Source organism: Neorhizobium sp. BT27B, assembly GCF_050455485.1.
Lineage (GTDB): Bacteria > Pseudomonadota > Alphaproteobacteria > Rhizobiales > Rhizobiaceae > Neorhizobium.
On sequence record NZ_JBCIYT010000013.1, the window covers coordinates 48,286 to 69,379 of the forward strand.

At 56.3% G+C, this 21,094-nt stretch carries 14 protein-coding genes and 1 pseudogene; 7 read left to right on the forward strand and 8 right to left on the reverse strand.

What is annotated here, in order from left to right; translation table 11 throughout:
- Positions 1-232: 232 nt before the first annotated feature.
- The 3 genes from AAIH70_RS25930 to AAIH70_RS25940 form a co-directional block, all read right to left on the reverse strand.
- The gene (locus tag AAIH70_RS25930; RefSeq protein WP_003551724.1) at positions 233-379 is read right to left on the reverse strand and encodes a DUF1127 domain-containing protein; all 147 of its coding nucleotides are present in this window, start codon (positions 377-379) and stop codon (positions 233-235) included.
- Between the two features lie 170 nt (positions 380-549).
- Positions 550-1,530, reverse strand: coding sequence for a 3'-5' exonuclease (locus AAIH70_RS25935; protein WP_430036520.1), 981 nt, complete (start codon positions 1,528-1,530; stop codon positions 550-552).
- A 388-nt stretch (positions 1,531-1,918) separates the two neighbouring features.
- Positions 1,919-2,806: a LysR family transcriptional regulator gene (locus tag AAIH70_RS25940; RefSeq protein WP_430036522.1), complete on the reverse strand. Its 888-nt coding sequence runs from the start codon at positions 2,804-2,806 to the stop codon at positions 1,919-1,921.
- A gap of 179 nt (positions 2,807-2,985) precedes the next feature.
- On the opposite strand from AAIH70_RS25940, the gene AAIH70_RS25945 reads away from it, so the two are divergent.
- The 5 genes from AAIH70_RS25945 (at position 2,986) to AAIH70_RS25965 (ending at position 7,049) form a co-directional block, all read left to right on the forward strand.
- Positions 2,986-4,137: an MFS transporter gene (locus tag AAIH70_RS25945; protein ID WP_430036668.1), complete on the forward strand. Its 1,152-nt coding sequence runs from the start codon at positions 2,986-2,988 to the stop codon at positions 4,135-4,137.
- On the forward strand, positions 4,134-5,306 hold the full coding sequence (locus AAIH70_RS25950) for an alpha/beta hydrolase (RefSeq protein WP_430036524.1): 1,173 nt from the start codon (positions 4,134-4,136) through the stop codon (positions 5,304-5,306). Before AAIH70_RS25945 ends, AAIH70_RS25950 begins: the two co-directional genes overlap by 4 nt.
- Positions 5,307-5,445: 139 nt before the next feature.
- Positions 5,446-5,919 carry a hypothetical protein gene (locus tag AAIH70_RS25955; RefSeq protein ID WP_430036526.1) on the forward strand — a complete coding sequence of 158 codons (474 nt, stop codon included), beginning with the start codon at positions 5,446-5,448 and terminating at the stop codon, positions 5,917-5,919.
- 60 nt (positions 5,920-5,979) lie between these two features.
- The gene (locus AAIH70_RS25960) at positions 5,980-6,636 is read left to right on the forward strand and encodes a DUF4405 domain-containing protein (RefSeq protein WP_430036528.1); all 657 of its coding nucleotides are present in this window, start codon (positions 5,980-5,982) and stop codon (positions 6,634-6,636) included.
- Between the two features lie 62 nt (positions 6,637-6,698).
- On the forward strand, positions 6,699-7,049 hold the full coding sequence (locus tag AAIH70_RS25965; protein WP_430036530.1) for a cyclophilin-like fold protein: 351 nt from the start codon (positions 6,699-6,701) through the stop codon (positions 7,047-7,049).
- A 120-nt stretch (positions 7,050-7,169) separates the two neighbouring features.
- On the opposite strand, the pseudogene AAIH70_RS25970 reads toward AAIH70_RS25965, so the two are convergent.
- The 3 genes and pseudogenes from AAIH70_RS25970 to AAIH70_RS25980 all read right to left on the reverse strand — a co-directional run.
- Positions 7,170-7,489: pseudogene (locus tag AAIH70_RS25970) on the reverse strand (transposase); the annotation flags it as partial.
- A gap of 70 nt (positions 7,490-7,559) precedes the next feature.
- Positions 7,560-8,447, reverse strand: a complete 888-nt coding sequence (locus AAIH70_RS25975) for an antitoxin (protein WP_430036532.1) — start codon at positions 8,445-8,447, stop codon at positions 7,560-7,562.
- Between the two features lies 1 nt (position 8,448).
- Positions 8,449-9,543 (reverse strand): type IV toxin-antitoxin system AbiEi family antitoxin, encoded by a 1,095-nt coding sequence (locus AAIH70_RS25980; protein ID WP_430036534.1) that lies wholly within the window; start codon positions 9,541-9,543, stop codon positions 8,449-8,451.
- Between the two features lie 409 nt (positions 9,544-9,952).
- Between AAIH70_RS25980 and AAIH70_RS25985 the strand changes: the two genes are divergently transcribed.
- Entirely contained in the window at positions 9,953-11,494 is a 1,542-nt protein-coding gene (locus AAIH70_RS25985; RefSeq protein ID WP_430036536.1) for an ATP-binding protein, read from the forward strand.
- 28 nt (positions 11,495-11,522) lie between these two features.
- On the forward strand, positions 11,523-13,562 hold the full coding sequence (locus AAIH70_RS25990; protein WP_430036538.1) for a Druantia anti-phage system protein DruA: 2,040 nt from the start codon (positions 11,523-11,525) through the stop codon (positions 13,560-13,562).
- A gap of 2 nt (positions 13,563-13,564) precedes the next feature.
- Here the strand turns inward: AAIH70_RS25990 and AAIH70_RS25995 are convergent, their stop codons facing one another.
- Complete coding sequence (locus tag AAIH70_RS25995) at positions 13,565-15,544, reverse strand: RNA helicase (RefSeq protein ID WP_430036540.1); 1,980 nt, start codon at positions 15,542-15,544, stop codon at positions 13,565-13,567.
- A complete protein-coding gene (locus tag AAIH70_RS26000; protein WP_430036542.1) occupies positions 15,541-21,093 on the reverse strand; it encodes a DEAD/DEAH box helicase in 5,553 nt (1,850 codons plus the stop codon). Before AAIH70_RS26000 ends, AAIH70_RS25995 begins: the two co-directional genes overlap by 4 nt.
- Position 21,094: the final 1 nt, after the last annotated feature.

Sequence of the window (21,094 nt, forward strand, 5' to 3'; positions counted from 1 at the left end):
GCCGCCTGAATTCGGAGCTCTGCGGGAGGAGGTGCATCGCCTCGATAAAAACAATCATATCCATTCTCGCCGCACATTAAATAGACTTTGCTGCAGTACAGCTATGAGAAAAATGCAAAGCCGTTTCTGACGAAAGAAAATCTCCAGCTCAGCGCTTCGTCGGAGGCCAGACACAGAAACGCCCGCGTCATCAGCGGGCGTAGTGTCACTCAGGATACGCGGGAAAAGCCGCTTAGCGAGCGACCGACTGGCGGGCGACGCTGTGGATGTCAGCGCGATTAATACCGAGGTCCTGCAGTTCGCGCGAGCTCATGCGGCCGAGTTCGGTAACCGTCTGACGATACTTGCGCCAGTTATTGAAAGAGCGTGCTACGTTCATGATGATCCCCTTTCGTGAGGTCTCTTGACGCCAGCAACCTTGCTTCGGTTCCAACGTCGTTTCGATGGTTGGAACATAGGCTCTTGGACGCTCGTCGATAAGACACAAGGTCTCAGGTCGGCCATGCGCTCAAGGCATGGGTCCAATCAGAGATGAGCTGAAGGGGGCTGTCAGGCCCGGAACCGGTCGAAGGCAGTGAGGCGTTTGATTGGAGGATCGGCGTCTGGATAGCGGTAGATTTCGGCTCTGAGATAGCGGAGTTCGTCATCGAGCGCTTCTTCTCCAATCTCGATCCACCAGGATTTGGGACGGCCGTCGCTTCCGTCGGACCAGCGATAGCCTCGCGCTTTCAAGTGGTCCTTCATGTCGAAGGGGCTGTTCTCCGCAAAGATCCGGACACGCGAAGTTTGGCTTGCTTCATAGAGCTCTGCGAAAGCGGTGGAAGCCAATCCGTCCTTTTCTCGAGCCAGGACCTCCAGAAGTGCAAAGCAATCGTCGACCGCGCGATGACCCTCATGAAAATAGCCCGCCTGCCCGATCAGGTAGCCGAGCTTGGTGCCTTCATAGCCGCGCGACGACCAGTCTATCTCGGAGTTTGAGCAAGCCCAGGCCTTGCCGGAAAACAGGTGAGAAAACGCCTCGCAGAATGGCCGGTCGAAACCGGCATTGTGGGCGATAAGAATATCAGCAGGTTCAATCAGCGCCTCTAGCGCCGCCATGTCGATCGTTTGCCCGGCGACCATGTCGTCCGTTATCCCGGTGAGCTTGGTGATTTCGGGAGGAATGGAATCGCTTGGCTGCTGAAGTCCACCATAGATCCCGGTGACGTCACCGATGTTTCCTTTGGCATCGAAGGTGAAAGCGATCACGCCAATCTCGATGATCTCATGCTTGCGAGCATTGAGGCCCGTGGTCTCAGTGTCGACAATGATGCCCCTGAGGGGGTAGGCTGACCGGGCGAATGGCGCGATTGCGCGCGGCACGAGTTTCGTGAGAATCCGATATCGACCGGTCTCCGACAGATATCGGACCATGTCCTCTTCACTTATGGGGATGGCATACTTGTCGGTTTCCGCAGATTTGGCGGTGCTACGCGTGACCACATGGTCGCGCCGAGCCTGCTCCGAAAACAAGTCAAACTGTTCTGCCATTCCTGTTGTCAAACCCCCGCCGCCGATCTTCCACCTTCAAAACACGGCACTATCGGCAGATCAACCTTGTTGGCGGAGATGCGATTTTAGCGAACCCGGCGAGCAGGGTTTACAATCGCGAAGTTTCACGCAGTGGCAGCTCTTGGTCGATGGGCAGCAGCGTCCAAAACAAGAAAGGGCATACAAGCTGTAGCGGGAAGCGCGAAAGCCGTTCGCCTCCCGCAAGACCGGTTAAAAGGGTTGCCGCAGGAGGTTAAGCACCGCGCCGGCAACGCCGGAAACCGGGACCGACAGCCCCCGGCGCGCGGGTCTGCTCTGAAAGCAATCGGGCGTTAGGCGCGTTAGGTGAGAACTCGTTGATGGGAATTTAACGATCGTGCAATCCGCCTCAGATACGGAGAGCCTCCACGACAACCTTGAACGCAGGGGAGTTCTGTCGCCGGCTTGGATAGTACAGGTAGTATCCCGAAAACAACGGCGTCCAGTCATCCAGAACTTGCACCAGTTCTCCCGACGCGCGCTGTGCTTCAACGAGAGCCTCAGGGACATATGCGATGCCATAGTCGTTCACGGCCGCATCGATCATTGCGTACGAGGTGTTGAACGTCAGTTGTCCATCGACGCGGACCCGAAGCTCTCGCCCGTCCTTTTCGAATTCCCATGCGTAAAGACCACCCGCACTTGACTGCCGGTGGTTGATGCAGTTGTGACCGACGAGTTCCTGGGGTGTCATCGGGAGGGGGCGAGACGCGAAATATCCGGGTGACCCAACAGCGACCAGACGCCAGTCGGGGCCGATCCGCACTGCTATCATGTCTTTATCCAGGCTTTCGCCAAGCCGCACGCCAGCGTCGAACTTTTCCTCAACGATATTGTTGAGGCCGTTGTCGCTGATCAATTCGACCTTGATGTCGGGGTAGTCCCTGAGAACCGACCGCAGTTTTGGCCAGACGAAACGTTCCAGAGCGAAGTCGGAGAGCGTTATCCGGACCGAGCCGGACGGCTTGTCTCGAATTGCCATCAATTCGTCGATCTCGGTTTCGAGTTCTTGAATGCGGGGAGCCAGAGAGCGGATCAGCCTCTCGCCTGCCTCCGTCGGAACGACGTTACGGGTGGTGCGCGTCAGAAGGCGCAGTCCCATCCGGGCCTCGAGCTTCTTGATCGTATGACTGATCGTTGATTGTGACGTACCGAGTTTCGCGGCCGCCTTCGTGAAGCTCCGCTCCTCCGCCACTGCCAGAAACCAGAGCATATCATTGAGATCTTCCCGCTTCATAGTTCCCTCCAGGCGTCATTGATTGATGTCATCAATCGATAAGTCCAAGCGAATTGCAATGGCTAATCCTCAGAGTCCCCCCGCCATATATTGCCGCCATGACACAGCACGCTCTCAAACGATCTAACTTCAATCATGGTGATATTGAGCTTGCGGCGGCGATAACGCCAACGTCCCCCATGCCGATTGCGGCGTGGGGCGCAGTCACCTCGATGGCCCTGTGCGTGTCGGTCCTGATCGCATCGGAGTTCATGCCCGTCAGTCTTCTCTCCCCAATTGCGACGGAACTGGGTGTCACCGAAGGCCGCGCCGGCCAGGCGATCTCGGTGTCCGGAGTTTTTGCGGTCCTCACCAGTATTTTCGTGGCTGGGCTGACTCGTCGATTTGACAGGCGGCTGGTTCTTGCGTCGTTCTCATTAATCCTGGTGATCTCGGGAACGATCGTCTCGTTTGCCCCGAACTATCTCGTGCTGATGATCGGACGCGGCCTTCTTGGCATAGCCATCGGGGGCTTCTGGTCGATGTCGACGTCGATCGTTATGCGGCTGGTTCCGGAGAACGCTGTGCCGAAGGGTCTTGCGATGTTGAACACCGGCAACGCCGTCGCAACGACGATCGCGGCGCCACTCGGAAGCATGCTCGGGAGTTACTTCGGATGGCGCGGCGCGTTCTTTGCTGTCGTTCCGCTGGCACTCCTGGCGCTCATCTGGCAGTGGATCAGCCTGCCGTCACTGCCTCCGCATCGTAATGAGAGCTCGTCGAACGTCTTCCGGCTGCTTCTCCGCCCGCCGGTGGCGATCGGCATGGCATCGATCATGCTGCTCTTCATGGGCCAGTTCGCTTTGTTCACATACCTCCGCCCCTTCCTGGAAACAGTGACGTCGGTTTCCATATCGACCCTCTCTCTTCTTCTTCTGCTGATGGGTCTGGCGGGAGTCGCAGGGACTACGATCGTCAGCCATCTGCTGCAAAAGCGGTTGTTCGTCATTCTCGCCGCGATCCCCCTGATCATGGCCATCATTGCATTGGGGCTGATTGCATTCGGATCGTCCTCGACATTCACCGCTGTTCTTCTGATCGGCTGGGGTCTGTTCAGCACCGCTGCTCCAGTCGGCTGGGGAACCTGGCTCAGCCGAACCATGCCCGACGACGCGGAGGCAGGCGGCGGGCTGCAGGTGGCGACCATCCAGCTCGCAATCACCTTTGGCGCTTCTGTCGGCGGCGCCCTGTTCGACGGCTCCGGCTGGCGGAGCACCTTCCTGTTCGCCGCGGTGCTGCTGGTCGGCTCATTCATTTTCGCCATCGCCGCCTGGCGGTCCACACGCCGATGAAACGCGGCGGCAACTCTCGCCAGCTCAATTTCCGTCGCACCACCACTCAAGGAGACATGCAGATGACCGACCAAAATCAGGACGACACACAGACCTCGACGGCCGGTATCGACCGCCGACATCTTCTCAGGATGACAGGTGCCGGCGTTGCGGCCCTTGGGGCGATGTCCATTTTCAACATCACAAATGCAGAGGCTCAAGACATGTCCAATGGCGCGTCAAATTTCTACACCAGTGACCGGGTGACCCTGCAGAAGGTCACGTTCAAGACCCAGTACCAGACGAATGTCGCCGGCAATCTCTATCTTCCCAAAGATCTGGATCGTGCGACGAAGAACCCGGCAATCATAGTCGGTCATCCGATGGGTGCGGTGAAAGAGCAGAGCGCTAATCTCTACGCCACCAAAATGGCGGAACAGGGCTTTGTCGCGATATCCATCGATCTGCCGTTCTGGGGCGAAAGCGAAGGGCAATCGCGTAACCTGGTTTCCCCGGAAGTCTATTCCGAGGCGTTCAGCGCCGGTGTCGATTTCCTTGGTTCAAATGCTTTCGTTGACCGCGCCAACATCGGTGCAATCGGTGTCTGCGGCAGTGGCAGCTTCGTCGTCAGCGCGGCCAAGATCGACCCACGTATCAAGGCGGTTGCAACCGTCAGCATGTACGATATGGGCTCGGCCTTCCGTGATGCACTCAACCACTCCCAGAGCGTCGAGCAGCGCAAGGCGTTCATCGCCGCAGCAGCGGAACAGCGCTGGGCAGAAGCAGATGGTGCCCCTGTCCAATATGTCGGCGGCACCACTCTGGAACTGACAGCCGATACAGACCCAGTACAGCGCGAGTTCTTCGACTTCTACCGGACGCCGCGCGGCGAGTTCACCCCGGCTGGTGCAACGAAGCAGACGACCACCAAGCCGACGATGAGCAGCGTGGTCAAGTTCGCAAACTTCTATCCGTTCAACGACATCGAAACGATCTCGCCGCGGCCGATGCTGTTTATCTCCGGCGACCAGGCGCATTCGAAGGAATTTAGTGAGGACGCCTACAAGCGTGCTTCCGAGCCGAAAGAATTGGTCTGGGTGAAGGGCGCCGGTCACGTCGATCTCTACGACCGTGTCGATCTGATCCCATTCGACAAGCTGAAAGGCTTCTTTGATCAACACCTCGCTTGACCGGTAAGCGGAATGGGGCTGCGGGCAATGCTCGTGGCCTCAGTCCTTCCTTCTGTCTTTGCCAGCTCGAGAATTGCGTACGCAGTGCGAGGCAGAGAGTGCGGCAGCCGCTAATCGATCGGTATAAGGGATGAACACTATGAAGATCTTTCGCTGGTCCGGCTTAATGGCCTTACCCTTCCTGATCGTTCTGGCAGGCTATTTCGTGTTCGAAACCGAGCTATCGCCAACGACAGCACTCGCGGCTTCCAACTCGGTGACATTCCCGCCTCTCGATCAGCTCGAGCATTACACGACGGTTCGGCGGGGGATCACCCGCGAGCACATGCTGACAAGCCCTGAGGCGCTGGCGGCGCTCAAGGCCGGGCAGCCTGTTCCCACCGGCACGCATATGGTACTTGTCGACTTTCAGAGCGATGTTCTGACGCGGTATCTCGTCGGACAGAAAATCGGTGATGACGCCGATCAGTGGGAATACCAGTGGTTCTGGCCCGATCAGACCGTCAAAGCGGACGAGAATGTCGCTCGCTGTTATTCCTGCCACCGGTCAAAGCAATCCGAACAGTTCATGTTTACGTTTGATGGAGCGATCTCCGATGACGATGCGCTTTGATGTCATCGGGGTGCTGCCATGCTCCGGCTAACGACCGACCGACTTCTTATTCCCGCCAGCATGGCCGCTTTGCTGACGCTGGCGCTCGCCTATTGGTGGCTCGACAACGGCCCGCATGAGATTTTTGGGACGGCCATGTTCGGACTTTTGGCATGGCACCTCTACACCAACAGGCGTTGGTTCCTGAAACTTCGTATCGGGCGTTATGACGCCCGCCGCTGGGCAGTCGCGGTGGTACATTTCTGGCTTGTGATCAACATGGCGATGCTGTTCGTGACCAGCGTGCTGATATCCCGCTCGGTGCTGAGCTTCATCCAGTTCACGGACAATATCAGCGTCATCGAACTCCACTGGTTCTCGGCCCACTGGGTGGCGATGATCATCGCCGTTCATGTCGGCAGCCATTGGACGCGCGTGATGGCGGCGACCGGGACAATATTCAATCTAACTCACTCGCGGATCAGGACCGGCATGTTCAGACTTGTTGCGGTGATCTTCGTAGCTCTTGGCGCCTGGAGTTTCGCTGTCCTCGGCGTCGCAACGAAGCTGATGTTCGGTTACAGCATTGAGTTCTGGGATTTTACCGCCTCCGTAGCTCCGTTTTTCGCGCACTGGACTGCGGTCGTCGCAGGTGTCGCGGTGCTTTCACACTACGCATTGGCTGGTTTGAGGTCAGCCGGAAAGCTTCGTTCTCAGTTGCAGAATGGTGGAACATGAAACGTCTAGCAGAAACATCGATAATAGCAGCTTTGTTTACCCTAACGCTTGGAGGAGCCGCCTTGGCGCAGGACCGCATCTCAATTTCATCCAACTGGGGCAACGTCACGGCCGAGCTGACCGACAACGCGGCTGCTCGCGCACTTGCCGACATGCTGCCGTTGACGATCGAGATGGACGATCATCTGCGCCAGGAAAAGACGGGCAACCTGCCGGCGGCACTGCCGGCCGCTTCGCGACAGCGCGAATTCTCTGCTGGAACGCTTGGTCTCTGGAGTTCCGGCGATTTCGTCATCTACTACCGTGATGGACGCGTTCCTCAGCCGGGTATCGTCATTCTTGGTGAAGTCCAAGGAGATGTCTCGGTTTTTGACCGTCCCGGCAAGGTCACCGTCAAAATCGAACGTGAGTAGATGCGTTTTCGGACAACTGAACGCCTTGAACGGATTCGAACCAGTGGCACGCTCAACAAATGAACTAAGCCTCTGAAAAGATGGCATAACGCCGATTTATAGAACTTGAGGGAGTGCGCCCAGGCTGGAAGCCGTGCGGTGGGACTTGAGATAGGTTGCATCAATCATGACGGTCTGGTGTTCTGCAGCTTCAGGCACCGCCAGGCCGTCCATCATCTGGATAGAAATGCCCTTGTCGCTCCAGCGTTTCCAGCGGTTATACAGCGTTTTCGCCGGGCCATATTCCTTCGGCGCATTGCACCACCGGAGCCCGTTGCGATTGACGAAAATGATGCCGATCAGCACACGCCGATCATCTACACGCTCGCGGCCATGGCTCTTGGGGAAATCGGGCTGAAGACGAGCCATTTCTCGTTATTCTGCCAGAACAAATTACTCATCAGTCAGGCTCCTATCCGCCAGTCAGAATCATAGCCGTCAATTCAAATCAATGGGTCCTGACCCTAGGCGTCAGGCGCCAACTTTCTTCAGGAGCGTCGATATGAGATCGGAAACCTCACGCTGCCTGAGAATACGGGTGTCGCGATCGGTGTCTTCTCCCAATTCGAATTTCGCCACCGCGACAGCACCATCCTTGGTGAAGCCTTCGGTCCGCTCGTCATCAACGAAGTGCTGAGCCAACAAAGTCAGACTCTCGGCGATAACCTCCTTGTGTTCACCACCAAGCGCTTTCACGAATTCGTCTGCGGCCGCATCGACGCTACCATCATAATGCTCGATGCAGTAGACGAGGTCGTGGGCGTCTTTTCGCTCGGCTCGCTGGTTGAAGGCATAAGCTTTCAGGCAAACGAACGCCACCAGGTCAGCATAGTGGAGGTCGACCGTTGCAACGCCGTCGTCCCCGAGAAGCTCGGCCGAGATCTTTCGCGTTTTATGATGATCGAAGACAATTGCCGAATGCGGGATATTCATGGCCGATACGCTGCCTTCCGTGGGCAACTCAACGACCTTGCCGCCTGACTTGTCAGGATCATCGGCGAGGAGTTCGATTGCAACCTTCGTACCACCCGTGCTGATCTCCCAGCGCCAAGAGACAGACTGCCCCTTCATGTTTGTGCCGCGCGTTAATCCGAGTTTTTTGAAATTGTCTTCAAGGCTATGGTAAGCCTCCGTTTCGTTGAGCATCTGAAGCTGGATGACGACGTCGACATCGCCCGTTCCTGCGTGTGCCGGAATTTCGGGAGGCTTCCTCTCGATAAGATAGCGAGGCGTCAAACCACCCACCAGGAAGATGGAGTCACGCCATGGCCCCAACCCTCGAAGAAGCGTGACCAGGACCCGTTCGCAGTTCTCAGTGACCTGATTGCTGTATCCCTCGGCGGTCGACGGTTTCGTCATCTCAGACTCCTAAAACTTCTCTTCTAAGGTGTTCGGCCATATCCCTTGATCGCCCCTCGCCTCGCAGGAGGTCCAGATAGACCTGCAGGGGGCTCGCAAGCCAAAGTCCTGCCCGCTTCTCTTTGAAAAGAAACTGAGTTCGGGAGGGCGTCTCGATCACGTCGAGATTTGCACCTTCCGTCACAGCTCGGACATCAAGATGCTCCAGAACGATGTCTGTCTTTTCACCAGGCGCCATACGGCAAGCGATGCGATTGATAGATGATAGGTAGGGCGAATATTCTTGTGCAGCCCTGTCTTGGGTAAGCACATACTCGGCGCCAAGAGCCTCGCATTCAGCTTCCAGTTTGTTTGCGATAGTGTCGGCACCTTTACCAGGAACGTAGAAGCGCCGGCGTTTGTACCGCGGCCCCTCTTCCACATGGCGAGCCCAGCTGTCGAGTAATGAGGTGGTGTCCGACAGGCGCCGTTCTTTATTTGGGCCATGGCCGCGAGCAGACACCCATTCCAGGCGCTCCAGCGCGCTAAGTGTTTCTGAAGCGGTTCCGAACGATACCTTCGCCCGCTCTGCCAGGTCGCTGACGCCGAACCAGTCTCCGTGATCCAGAACCAGGGCATGCAAGATCTGGGAGCGCTTCCCTGTAAACAGGGATCCAATCTTTCGTTCCCCAGACTTTGGGACGGGGCGCTCGATGTCGAGGTAGGCGCCTGGTGCTGGCACAAATAGGCTTCCGCCGTCATCGAAGTATCCAACCCCCTCCTCTCGAAGCAGTTGGCGAGCGCCAACCGATATGGAGCTTGCTGCGAGAACGGGCACGACAGTCTCAACGCGCTTTGCTTCGGCGTCTTTCTTGGCTGCGAGGAGGCGCCATATCGCCTCGCGGACATCACGAGGATATACGACGGACTTGCACTCGACGATCAAGACGATGCCTTTGCCGGCTACATCGGCCTCCACTGCAGCGTCTAGGTATAGGTGACGGCCGAAACCGGGCTCGGCTTCAACATGGGAAACCGTGACATGCGGCAGCCCTTCAAGCGTTTCAACAAGCGCATTGATCGCCTTTGTCGCACGGTCCCGCTCGCTTAACTCCATGCTTTACCTTTTTCACTGCAGAGTGAAAATTCATTAAACCATCCAATATTCGATGTCACGCCAATTTTCACTGCCCAGTGAAAAGACGTTTTATACAAGCGAATTTTGCCATTCCCGCTCTTCGCCTTGATGGGAACCGAACCGTCCAGCCACGCGATTTCAATGTCGTAGATTGCAAATGACTCATGTTAACAGTAGTTTTCAGCATCACTGTCGCATGAAGGTTCGGCAACCAGATCCCTCAGCACCGCGCCAAACCGCACTCCCCATCTCTCCGATGCCTGCCCCGATCGTTTGAACAAAAAATGCCCGCTTCCGAACTAATCAACTGACAAGTCCTCCATAACACGTATCTTCACAGAAACGGCTGGCGAACTGATTGCTGGGCCGCTATTCGCGGGAGATCAGCATGAGAACAAGGGGCGACGCAGTTGTTGAACTGCAACAGGCCTACGCAGAGCGGCAGAGTGCTATCAGGCTGCACGGCCTGACAGTCGATGAGGCTTTCATTCGAGGTATCCGGGACCTGGGATATAGAAGCAACCTTCATGCGTTCGCCGAACTCATCGATAATTCAGTGCAGGCTTACGCCGAGCGGATCGATATTGTCTTTGGATACGACGAAGACAACTCAATGAAGAAACCTAATCGTATCGCCGTTGTCGATGACGGGCATGGAATGCCATCCAACATGCTCCGCCTTGCAATGATGTGGGGCGGCACCCATCGCGAAGGCAATCGTGATGGGCTTGGACGATACGGCTACGGACTTCCTTGTGCCACGGTCAGCATCGGCCGACGCTTCAAGATTATATCCAAGTTGGAACGCGGGCCTGCTTTGGAAGTCGTGCTCGATCTGGATGACCTGGACAAAGGGACCTATCGATCCACAGACGGTCAGATCGTCATGCCAGACGCCAAGCCGGCCGAAATCCCCGATTTTCTTCTTTCGCATCTCGGTCAGTGCTATCCTGACGGCTGGAATTCGGGGACGATCATCCTCATGGAAAAGCTTGACCGGGTGGAATGGACCACGGCGCTTGGGATGCGCACAAATCTGCTCCGGCATTTGGGTGTCACCTATCACAAGATGGCCAATCTCGCAGGTCTGTATGTCGACGGAATGCAGATGCAGCCAGTCGATCCACTATTTCTCACGCCAACCGCAAAATATTTTGCATTGGACGAAGATCGCGCCGTTGCCCTTGAACCTGTTGACGTTACCGTTCGCAACCCGATTACCGATCGGGAAGGTATCGTGACGTTGCGTTACGCGTGGCTGCCTCCGAGTTTTGGTGGCGTCGATAAGAGCCGCGACGCGGTAGGCCTTAATGCGAATGCGCGCTTTCCATTCCTGAAAGACTATCACGGCCTGATTTTTAGCCGAAATGGCCGGCTGATCGACGTCCAGAGCAGAGCCCCCTGGACAGTCTTTATCAACAACGACCGCTATATTCGCGTCGAGATCGAGTTCTCGGCCAGTCTCGATGAGCTTTTTGGTGTCACCACATCCAAGCAGCAAGTTTCGGTCTCGCCAGATGTGTGGGACGCGCTGCGGCAGGCCGGCATCCATAAGGCGATCGAGCAGCTTCGAGCGAAAGTACGGCAGGCCAAGCTGAAAAGGTCACCGTTGTCTCGATCGGCAATCGCAGATCCACCTTTAACAACGGTAGAAAAGCAGTCATTGGATGCCGCAGCCGCTGTGAAGCGCCGCGATTTATCAAACCCACCCCCGCTTTTTATGATGAAAGGAGAGCATCAATTGAGGGGAAACAAGAACCACCCTCTTTTCGACGGATCGGCCGGCGCGGCAGCGTGTGGCGAGGCACTGCAAAAACTTGTCGATATGATTGGCAGTCGCACTGGTTGTGGTGGCGCAGAAGGACAAGATCACTATGGTGATCTGCTCGCCACCTGGCACCGATGGGTACAGTCAGGGACGCCGCGTTAAACTGAGCATAAGCCTTGGCCATAGAAGCATGAGTGACCAGACAAGCGACAAACCACCTTTCGCAGAGATTCAGGGCCGCGGGCGCCTACGGCCGTTTTCCCCTTTCTTGGGGCCGGAAGAAAAAGAACAACTGCATGCACTGCTCAATTTCGCCGATGGTCCTCCATCAAGTTTCGCGGAAGCACTGCGCGATCTAGCGCGGCAATACGTTGACGATGGCGTCAGCCAGAAGTTGCGGACAATTTGTCTCTTGGTCGCTGATCTCTTCGAGCAAGGCTGGCGCGTCTCCATAGACGAAGGCGAAATCCAATTTGAGCCGCCGGGTATAGCTCGATCGGGCACGCAGACCGTCGAAGACGTCAAGTCACGTGTGCGGCTGGCTCTCCAGTTGGCACGGCAGCGCCAGCTTGGGGAAGACTCCGTCAAGTCGTTTATACAACGCATGGAGCGGCCGTCGCGTCGCCTATCAGGGCAGAAAACTTCAATTCTCGATCTGATTGATGACGGAAACGGCCTTGCTGATGCGCTTGCGTCAATCGAAGCATGCAACCCAGAAGATCGGGACCGCGCGCTGGGCGAAATCATCAAGCCTGTCGTAGAGATTTGCGAAGCAGGGCGTCGCTGCGCTCAAACCGGTCTCAATCTTATCGATATTTGGAGATATTTTCGACATACATGGGCGCACGAGTATCGTCCTATACCAGGACGGCAGTTGCTGGTGCTTATCCGCAATGCCGCTCGACCGAAACATCCCGTCATCGGGATAGCAATGCTTGCCAGTCCGGTCATGCGTGTCAACGTTCGAGATCGCTGGATAGGCTGGCTGCGGGACGAAACGAAGCATAGACTGGATAACGGGCTCATAGATCCCAATTCGCTCTCGAAATCTCTCCTCAGCCAGCTTGAGGCATCGATAGCAGCTATTCGCTCAGACGATCTCGTCGGATGTAACGAAATCAGCGAACCGAGCGAGGCCACTGTTTTACGCCTGGAACAACGGGCCGCTGGCGCCGCCTACGCGCGCGAAATGCAGTTGCGGGCCCATTTCGACGCTCGGCAGGAGTCGGGCGAGCCGGTGTCACCGCTCAGAGGCGCTGTTAGGAGCGACGCGGCCGACATAGACTGGCTCGCGGCGTCGGAGGATCTCCTTTTCGTGCGAAAACGCGCCGAGGTTCTTGCCCAACTCCTGTTTGCGAGGCTGATGTTCCACGCTGCGAATCTGTCCAGCCAGCCCGCCTTGGCACTGGAACAACTCCTGGCAGGCCGAAGCGGTCAACGCGCAATCGATATCGTGCTAACGGAATGCCGCAAAGCCGGGCTATCGAGCCGGATAGCAGACGTCAGTGTCTGTGGTGCGGTTGCTCCTTATAATGAACTGCTTGGTGGAAAGCTGGTCGCCCTACTCCTTGCCTCCAAGGAGGTTCGTGACGCCTATCATCATCGTTACAATAACCAAGTCAGCGTCATTGCCTCCCAAATGGCAGGACGCCCGATCTCCAAACCTGCAGACCTTCGTATCCTAACGACAACGAGCCTGTACGGCATTGGCTCGAGTCAATACAATCGGCTTTGTGTTAAGGCGAAAGACCACCCAGCTCTCCTGACTGATCTCGAATGGAAGCCAATCGGCAGCAGTTTGACCGGTGGGTATGGTACGCTTCACTTAGGCTCCGACACCGCCCAGGCGCTCCGATCGATAGCCCAATCCAGGCATTTTTCCAGGCGCGTCAATAATCGCTTTGGTGAAGGCACGAGCCCCAGGCTGCGTCAGATCCGCGAAGGGCTGAACGCACTCGGCCTGGACAGCGATACGATTCTTCATCATGCAACACCGCGTTTGTTCTATGCGTGCGAACTAGGTACTGGGGCCCGAGATGCGCTACTCGGCCTCTCGCAGGCCGAGGTTTACAGCGAAACCGTGTCGGCGATAGGTGAGGCCTGGCGCCGTAGGTGGCTCGAGGCGCGCAGCCTCAGACCAGAGACACTTGAAAAACTCCGTTTTCTCGGCCCTGCCACGGTACAGGCAAGCCTTCGTACTGGCGAAGCAAACGACCTGTTCGATCGCTAAATTTATGATGGGCTAATCCACTGAACGAAATCCTGACGCCGCTCCCGCACGCTTTTGAGCGCCGACTTCAGCGGCGATGGGCTTGCTCCTATATTGATGACGATAGTATCCATTGCTCTCGTGAGAGGGATCATGATCCACCGTGCAGCGTGAAGTTTGGCCGTCTCCTCCCGGCCCAATAACAGATCATCCCGATCTCGGTCCGAGGCCATCCCCTGGTTAAATTTGTAATCCCATAGTTGGTCGAGCCCGTAGTTAATCGAGGTCCAAGCCTCCAGACCCCTGCAGGAATCGTACTGTACAAAGCGGAGTTCATCTCGATGTGTAGGAAAATGTTGCCGAACGTCTCGGGTCGTCCCATCCCACACACGCCCGCCGGAATTGACATAGTGGCTCGCAGGCGCACATAGGCCGTCCTCGGACGCCGCCCTCGCCATGCTTGGAGGAATACAGGCAAGCATGTCGACGGGGTAATTTCCAAGCGACAGCGCTTCAGCCGCAAGGCCGTGCAACATGTTTGGACGGCTGGACAAGTCACCCTCAACGACAATGACGCGTCCGCCGACCGCATCTTGGTTCGGCACAACATCCCAGTCTTCCAAGCCCAGCGCGGCCGCCATGTCGCCGGCAAAAATCGCCACGTTCGACTTCATACGCATGCTTTTGATCAGACGGCGCGGCTGAACGCCGCCTTTCGCGATGCCGCTGGTCCAATCGGCAATGTCGTCCCGCACAAACTGGTCAACGCCATCGGATACTGTAAGTCGCTCAGTACCAAAAACCATCTTTAGGATCGTGATTTCGTCCTGTGGCCAATCCTGCGCTTCGTCAACGAAAATAAGGTCCCAGTCGAATTCAGTGGGATTTTTCTGCAGCAGTGACGCGATGTCGTCTTCGTCAATCGTTCCTGTTTCCAGGTACTGCAACGTTGTCTGCTTGTGACGGTCAAAGTCTTCGAGAAACCCGTCAAAGTCCGAAATTACGCCCAGTGATAGCATCAGCTTGCCAAAAAAACCGTGTCCCGTTTCAACGGCAATACCGCCATTTTCAACGCTTCTGGGAACACCAAGCAGCGCCATGGTTCTTCTCAAGTCGGCAACAAGAGCCTTGTTAAACGTCAATAGCAGCGATCGTTGCTGGCGCGAGTCAAACGACCGGTACGCCATCTGCAAAAGATGGACAGTCTTGCCCACCCCGCCGCGTCCGCGCAGGATGATCTGGCGTCGACCCAAATCGTCCATCCAGTCATCGGGCACGGCCTTTTTCGCAATCAAATCCATTCGGCGTCGGTCCAGGGGGGTCGGCTCGACGACATCAAAAACGCCGAACTTTCCTCCCAGTAGAGCCTGAAACGCATCGTCCGCCCCGAAGGAGAGCGTCACGCGATTGCCATTGCGATGGGGACGGGAAATCTGTCCAAGGATATTCAGCAATCTCTCAAAGCTCGCATCGTTCGCCAAGCAGTTATGGGGACGCTCCGGCAAATCCCGTTCGCGCAATCCCGTGAACAGAATGAGATCCTGGACATGGATCCGGTCCAAGCCCTGGCGCGCAAGATATTTCTTGAACTCGAACATCTGAGCGCGATTTTTCTCAGTCACGCATTCCCATTTTCCTGTTCCATTGCGCATATATCGCACCGACGCGACCTTGCCATCAAAATGAACGCCGCCCGCATCATGCGACTTGACTTCAATCAGAAGTCCAAAATTCTTGACCCAGCCCTGCCGCGGGACGAAGGGGTCACCATCCCTTGGAAAGAACTTGTATTCGACCGCGAACTCTCTCGGCTCATGAAAATGGCCAATCACTACCAGATCGAGATCTTCGACACTCTGGCCATACATTTTGAAGCCGACAAAGATCTTGACGTTGTCGCGTCTGCTCTGCGCAAGATCGGGCCAGACATTCAAAAGTAACCGTCTTATATGCACGGCGGCTTCATATTCCTGCCCGTCCAGAACGCCGACAATTTCAATCACAGACTGCCCTCCAACTGTGCCTTGATCCTTCGAGTGGCGTCGGAAATGTTTACCCTAACAAGCAATTCATTCACGACCGCAACGCTGATAGCTTCGAAGTCGAATTGGAGTTTGGCGATTGCCGGATCCGCTGGGTGTCCGTCGGTCAGTGCCCCGGACAATGCGACCACATGCTGTTGTCCGGTATCTGTGGCAATAAGAATTGGAATCTCGACCAAGCCGTGTCCGGGAATTTCGATTTTTTCGAAAAGCTTGACGTCATATCCGCCTATACGTTTGAGGTCATCTCCGAGCACATTTGTGGAGTTGCGGATCCGCGTTGGATCGAACGGCTTAACAACGCCGTGGACGAGATACAGAAGAAGCTCTCGCCCGACGTGGCGATCCAAAAATCGGTGCTCAAATTTGTTTTTAAAGCTGCGCAGGCATCGATAGCAGGACGCATCACATCCGTCCGGGCAGTCCTGCAACAGTTCGAGGGCACTTTTAAACAGCTCTGTCCCGCGATCTGCTAAATGCGTTGCAAAGCCCGCCCCGCCCGGAAGTGTGTCGTAAAGAAAAATCTCCGCTTCAAGGCCGCTTCTCCCGCCCGGCGTCAGCGCCGGGCGATATTCCGCCATCAATTCCCCAGGCTCGATCTCCAACATATTGCAGGCGGCCTTTGCCAAGGCCTCGCTGACGGTCCGCAGAGCAACATCGGTCTCAAAGCGGCCCGGCCTTAATCTCAATGGAGCGTTGACCCTCAAAGAGAACAAAGCGATGTCGGTTATAAAATCGGTTCCCAACACCAGATGCTGAGCCGTTCGCGTGCCGTTGCAGATCGGCTCCTTGTCATCGGGGAATGGCTTAGGATGCGGCTGGTTCAGTGATCCCGTCGCCTCGACATTGCTCTCGATACGGCCGCAAAGCGTGCAGTAAACGTAGCCCTCATGCTTTGGGCCGGTATTGGAAACGAGAAGGAAATTTCGTTCCGGCATAACCCTTACCCGGTCGCTAACAGTACGCCAGCGTAGGTCATCGGGAGGTGTCGGCATTCTGAGCTTGGCGCGGGTAGCGTATGCAGTTTCAGGCATGTCGTCCGGAGACGTTACTTCTTCAGCGTCCCTCGGATGTGCAAAGCCCGGGGGGCGGAGCCAATAACGAGCGGGTCCGAATGTCTCTTCTGATTCGCACGCTATACAGTTAAGCTTTGATCCAAGCTTCAAACCGCTGTCGAGAGCGCGAGTGTCGGCGAAGGAGCATTCCGAGCATTCGAGAAATAGCCGCCGATTGTGCCAGGCGTCGTGACGATCCTGCTGCATCGGGGAGTAAATGGCGCCTGACGTATAGCACTTGCCGGAAATCCAAACTTGTTTGCCCGGTGCATACTGCGACAAGGCAACGGGAAGTCCTTGCGACGGCGCGAATTTCATGATCGGCCGAAACGAAGTCGATCGCGTTGTGTCAAAAACGTTAAACGTCGCTACGTCGGTCGGGAACGCATATCGGGGCAACACGCCCTTGTAGAGGAGCCGGTCCAACAGTTTTCCGTCAGGTGCCAAACGAGGAAGTTCCTCGCCTTCTTCAAGTTGCACCTCGACGTTCTCTTCCTCGCCGCCGCCGTCGGCAGGGTTGGACACGATTTGCTCTGTGCTGGACGCAATTGCTAACGCGTTGTCAATCTCTCTCAGGCAGTCATCGGCCATGCCGAGAAGTAGCGCATCCCGGGCATCCAGCGAAAGCTCGGCCGGAATCCAGGCACCGGCCCGTGACTGTAGCATGCCCGTGTTGGCAGACAGCCAGTTGCCAAAATCCATCCGGTTCAAAGCACCAGAGCCGGACTGGAAAGCCTGTACCGTTCCCAAAACTGAGAAAAGGTCCGGGTCAGCATTCGGAGCGAAGGTAGCAACCCGATCCTGTAGATAGCACTGAAGTATAAAGGCGCGAATGTGCCGCTTCACGATATCGGGGTTGTTCAGCGTAAGCTTCGGGTCGACAACACGACCCGCGATCATCGCCTTCGGATCGGTGAAATAATGTTCGTCGTGGCTGTCGGCACTACCGAACGCGATAACAGTCGCCACGGCATTCCCTCGGCGGCCGGCGCGGCCAGCGCGCTGCTGATAGTTAGCCCGGCCTGGCGGCATATTACGCAGCGCAACCCCGGAAAGCGCTCCGATATCAATCCCGACTTCCATGGTGGTCGTGCTTGACAACACGTCGATCGCCGTCACCTTCTTAGGCCGATCAATCCAGGTGAGTTCAACGTCTTGGAAAAGGAGTTCATTCTCCTCGGCCTTTGAGAACACGTCTTCGCTTTGCGGCGCGTTCAATTGCGCGGTATGTTCTGCGGCGATCAAAGCCATTGGTGGCGAAGTCGGGTCATTGAGAACAGTGACGACGGGCGTTCGATAATAGCCTTTGCGCGCCACGAAAACCGGGTCATTCACAGGGTCCAACGGCTTGATCTCAGTCGATCCACAGTCAAGACATTGGCGACGTTGGGGAACCGGGCGGTGAACGGAGCGGCAGGCTTCACAGCGAACCCAATTGCCCTCCAGTTCGAGGGCCATATTCCTGCCGAGCAACCGTCTGTAACCGTTGTCGATGTCTTCCGTAAACATCGCCCGCAGTGCCGGCTCCCATGATTTGTTGAAAATCTTGTTGCTATTGGTATCACCGATCAGACGCTTCATTAGGGTGAACGTCGCTTTTCGGCTGCGAACTGTTGTTCCCCTGCCCTCCCGCTTGTACCATCCTGTCGGCATCCGGCTTAGCCAGAAGCCTTCTCTCTTCCAGTAGCGCAGCCAAGCCCGCCCCAGTGCAATCTTGTCTTCGTTCGTCTCGGCCAGACCAGGTATACTGGCAAGGGCGATAATGTCTCTCTGCTTTCGGGCGGTCTCGCACAAGGACGCAAGTGCCAGTGCCTCCAGACCCAGATGCGGATCCCTCACCGTCTTTACAATGTCGTCCAGCAGACCGCTTGGAGGCGTTTCGTGGAAGAAGTCGGATTGCAACCTGAACAATTGCATCTCGTCTTTAAGGGCGCCATTTCCGATCGCATCATCGATGACGGTCTCGGCAAAAGTTTCCCCACTTCGCATTTCAGGGCGAAGCCGGATGCCTAGTTCGCGTGAACTAATCATAACTGCAAGGTATAGATCCTCGAGGCTCAGATTGGGGCGCAGCATTTCGGACTGCTGCAGCCGTCTAAAGCCCCACACAATAAGCGAGCGCAGCGCATCACGCACGGAGTACATCTGCAGATTGGGCGCCAAACGGGCAGCGACCTGCCTGGAATCCGAGAAAACCAGAACCTTTCGGCCTCGCAACGGCGCAAACGCGGACGCCTCTTGCGACCCCGGTGGTTGCACCTGAATCTGCCGCGAGACCAAGGCTTGAAAAGGTTGATCGCCCTTGGTCTGATGATCCTGCACAGAGGTCCGGCCGTAGCTGGCGGTTTTGTCGCACACCGCACAAGGGATAAATTGACCTCGTGCCTCGTCGCGGACGTCAGCGTCTCCATTCTCATCGGTCGCGGGCGTTGTCCGATCTCGACGAATGTATACGGTGCGCATTCTGGATCCAAGAACATCCGGATCCAACTGGCCGGTCAACAGATCGTAATTGGCAACCTCTGCCGAAGCTTCATAACGAGGCATTTCCAGCAAGAGGTCGAGATCGAGGAGTTCCCGGGTCTCCCCACCCTGCATCTTAAGCCGCTGTCCCGGCTCCGCCCATAAGGAGCGTGGAGTATCGACATTGTTGGTGTGCGCACGCACATGGGCAGCACCGCAGTTTCGACATGTGAAAAACTGTAGAACGCGTGCACCGCAATTGCATTGATCGCGCGGCTGGCCGAACATCTTTCCGCAAACACCGGAGCGCTCGCGTTCGTGCACCTCGCTGCACTCCGCATCCATGCAAACCCACAATCCTGGCAGCCCGCGGTAGAAGTTGTGGACGCGACATGGTAACAGCCCTGCGGCTTGCGCGCTCTCGCGTGCGACGCTCCCAAGCGCCAATAATGCTGTCAGCGACTGATCGGCCTTCCCTGCATCAACCGGAAACAATGTATGGCCCAGATCGGCGAGCGGCTGTGCCGCTTCCATAGTTGTATTGATCAACAACCCGATTGGCGGAAAGCTTTCCAGCGCATCGAAAAGGTCACGCTCCAGGTCGCCCGTCTGTTTTATTTTGCGGTAGAACAGGAATGGTGCAACCGCCTCCTGCCGCTTCAGTGGATCCGGGTCATAAAACTTTTCGAGGTCAAGCGAAGCAAGTACAGTCTGGTCGGAAAGCGTGCCCGGTCCCTCGTCAGGCCTGGTCTTCAACTGTCCGGTGACAACTTCAAAGAGGTCGGCCGGAACGCCGGCGAGGGCTGCACCAAACAGACCGGCCTCCTTTTCGTCGCTAAAACTGGCCGTCGCACAAATAACCTGAAAACGCTCGGGAGGGATACCAAGCCGATCACGCAGCCGGCGCAACAGCAAGGCAACCTCTGCCCCTGCTGCACCCCGATATAAGTGGGCCTCATCCAGAACCACAATAATCTTTTCTTCCGGATTTTCTGCAAGCCAGGCTTTCGTATCGTCGAAAATGGAACGTTCAATCGGACGCATCAGCATGTATTCGAGCATCGAATAGTTGGTGACGAGGAGGTCCGGGCAACCGCCCTGCACTTCATGTCGCGTAATCAATTCCGAGTCATCTGGAAGCGTGTTCGTACGCAGGAATTCTCGCGTTTTGCGATCGATCCAGTCGTCACCCTTGTCTCCAAACCAACTGGCAAGATCGGGCTTGGCGGGCCACTTTCCACGGTTCTTCAATTGTGCTTTGAGCTTCAGTGCCTGCTCGTGGTTGTCTCCATCTAGGTCGTTTGCCTGCCGCTCAATCTCGACGAAAAACTGTTCAAAGGAGACCAACTTACGCTGATCTTTTGCTTTGCTTCGTACGCCGGCGTAGGGCGTGCGGCTTGTGTAGCGCGCGAACGTAATCGGGCGGCCGCAGAGATTGTCGAAGATCTCTTTAAGACGAGGGTCCCCGAAAATTGCCCGCATTCTGCCCAACTGATCGTTGACCAGAGCGTTCATCGGATAAAGCAGAAGAGCGCGCATGGCGCGTCGGTTCTTGAAGTCGTGCGGACGTTCGGATGCTTCCCGCGCAAGCTTGCCAAGGATCGGCATGAGAAACGACTCTGTTTTACCCGAGCCGGTACCTGTCATGATCAGCAGGTTTTTATCGTCGATCAAGGCGTGCTGGATCGCATCTGCTTGATGTGTATAGGCCGGATCGTGGAGAAGATTAGGCATGTCGCCGTTCGGTCGGGACAACGCGTTATACACCGCCAGCGCCGCGGCCGGAATACCGGTTATCTCTGCAAAACGCTTGCCGGTTTTATAGCGCCGTGTCGATTCAAGGTATGGGATCTGATGAGTTACCCCTACCCGATTAAGGAGCCGTCGCCGATGCTCGATGAGGTGAGCATTGCCGATATGATAGGTCGCTTCGATGTAATCCTTCAGCGAGCCGTGAAGGGAATCGATTGTCTCTTGGATAGTTTTGCTCATG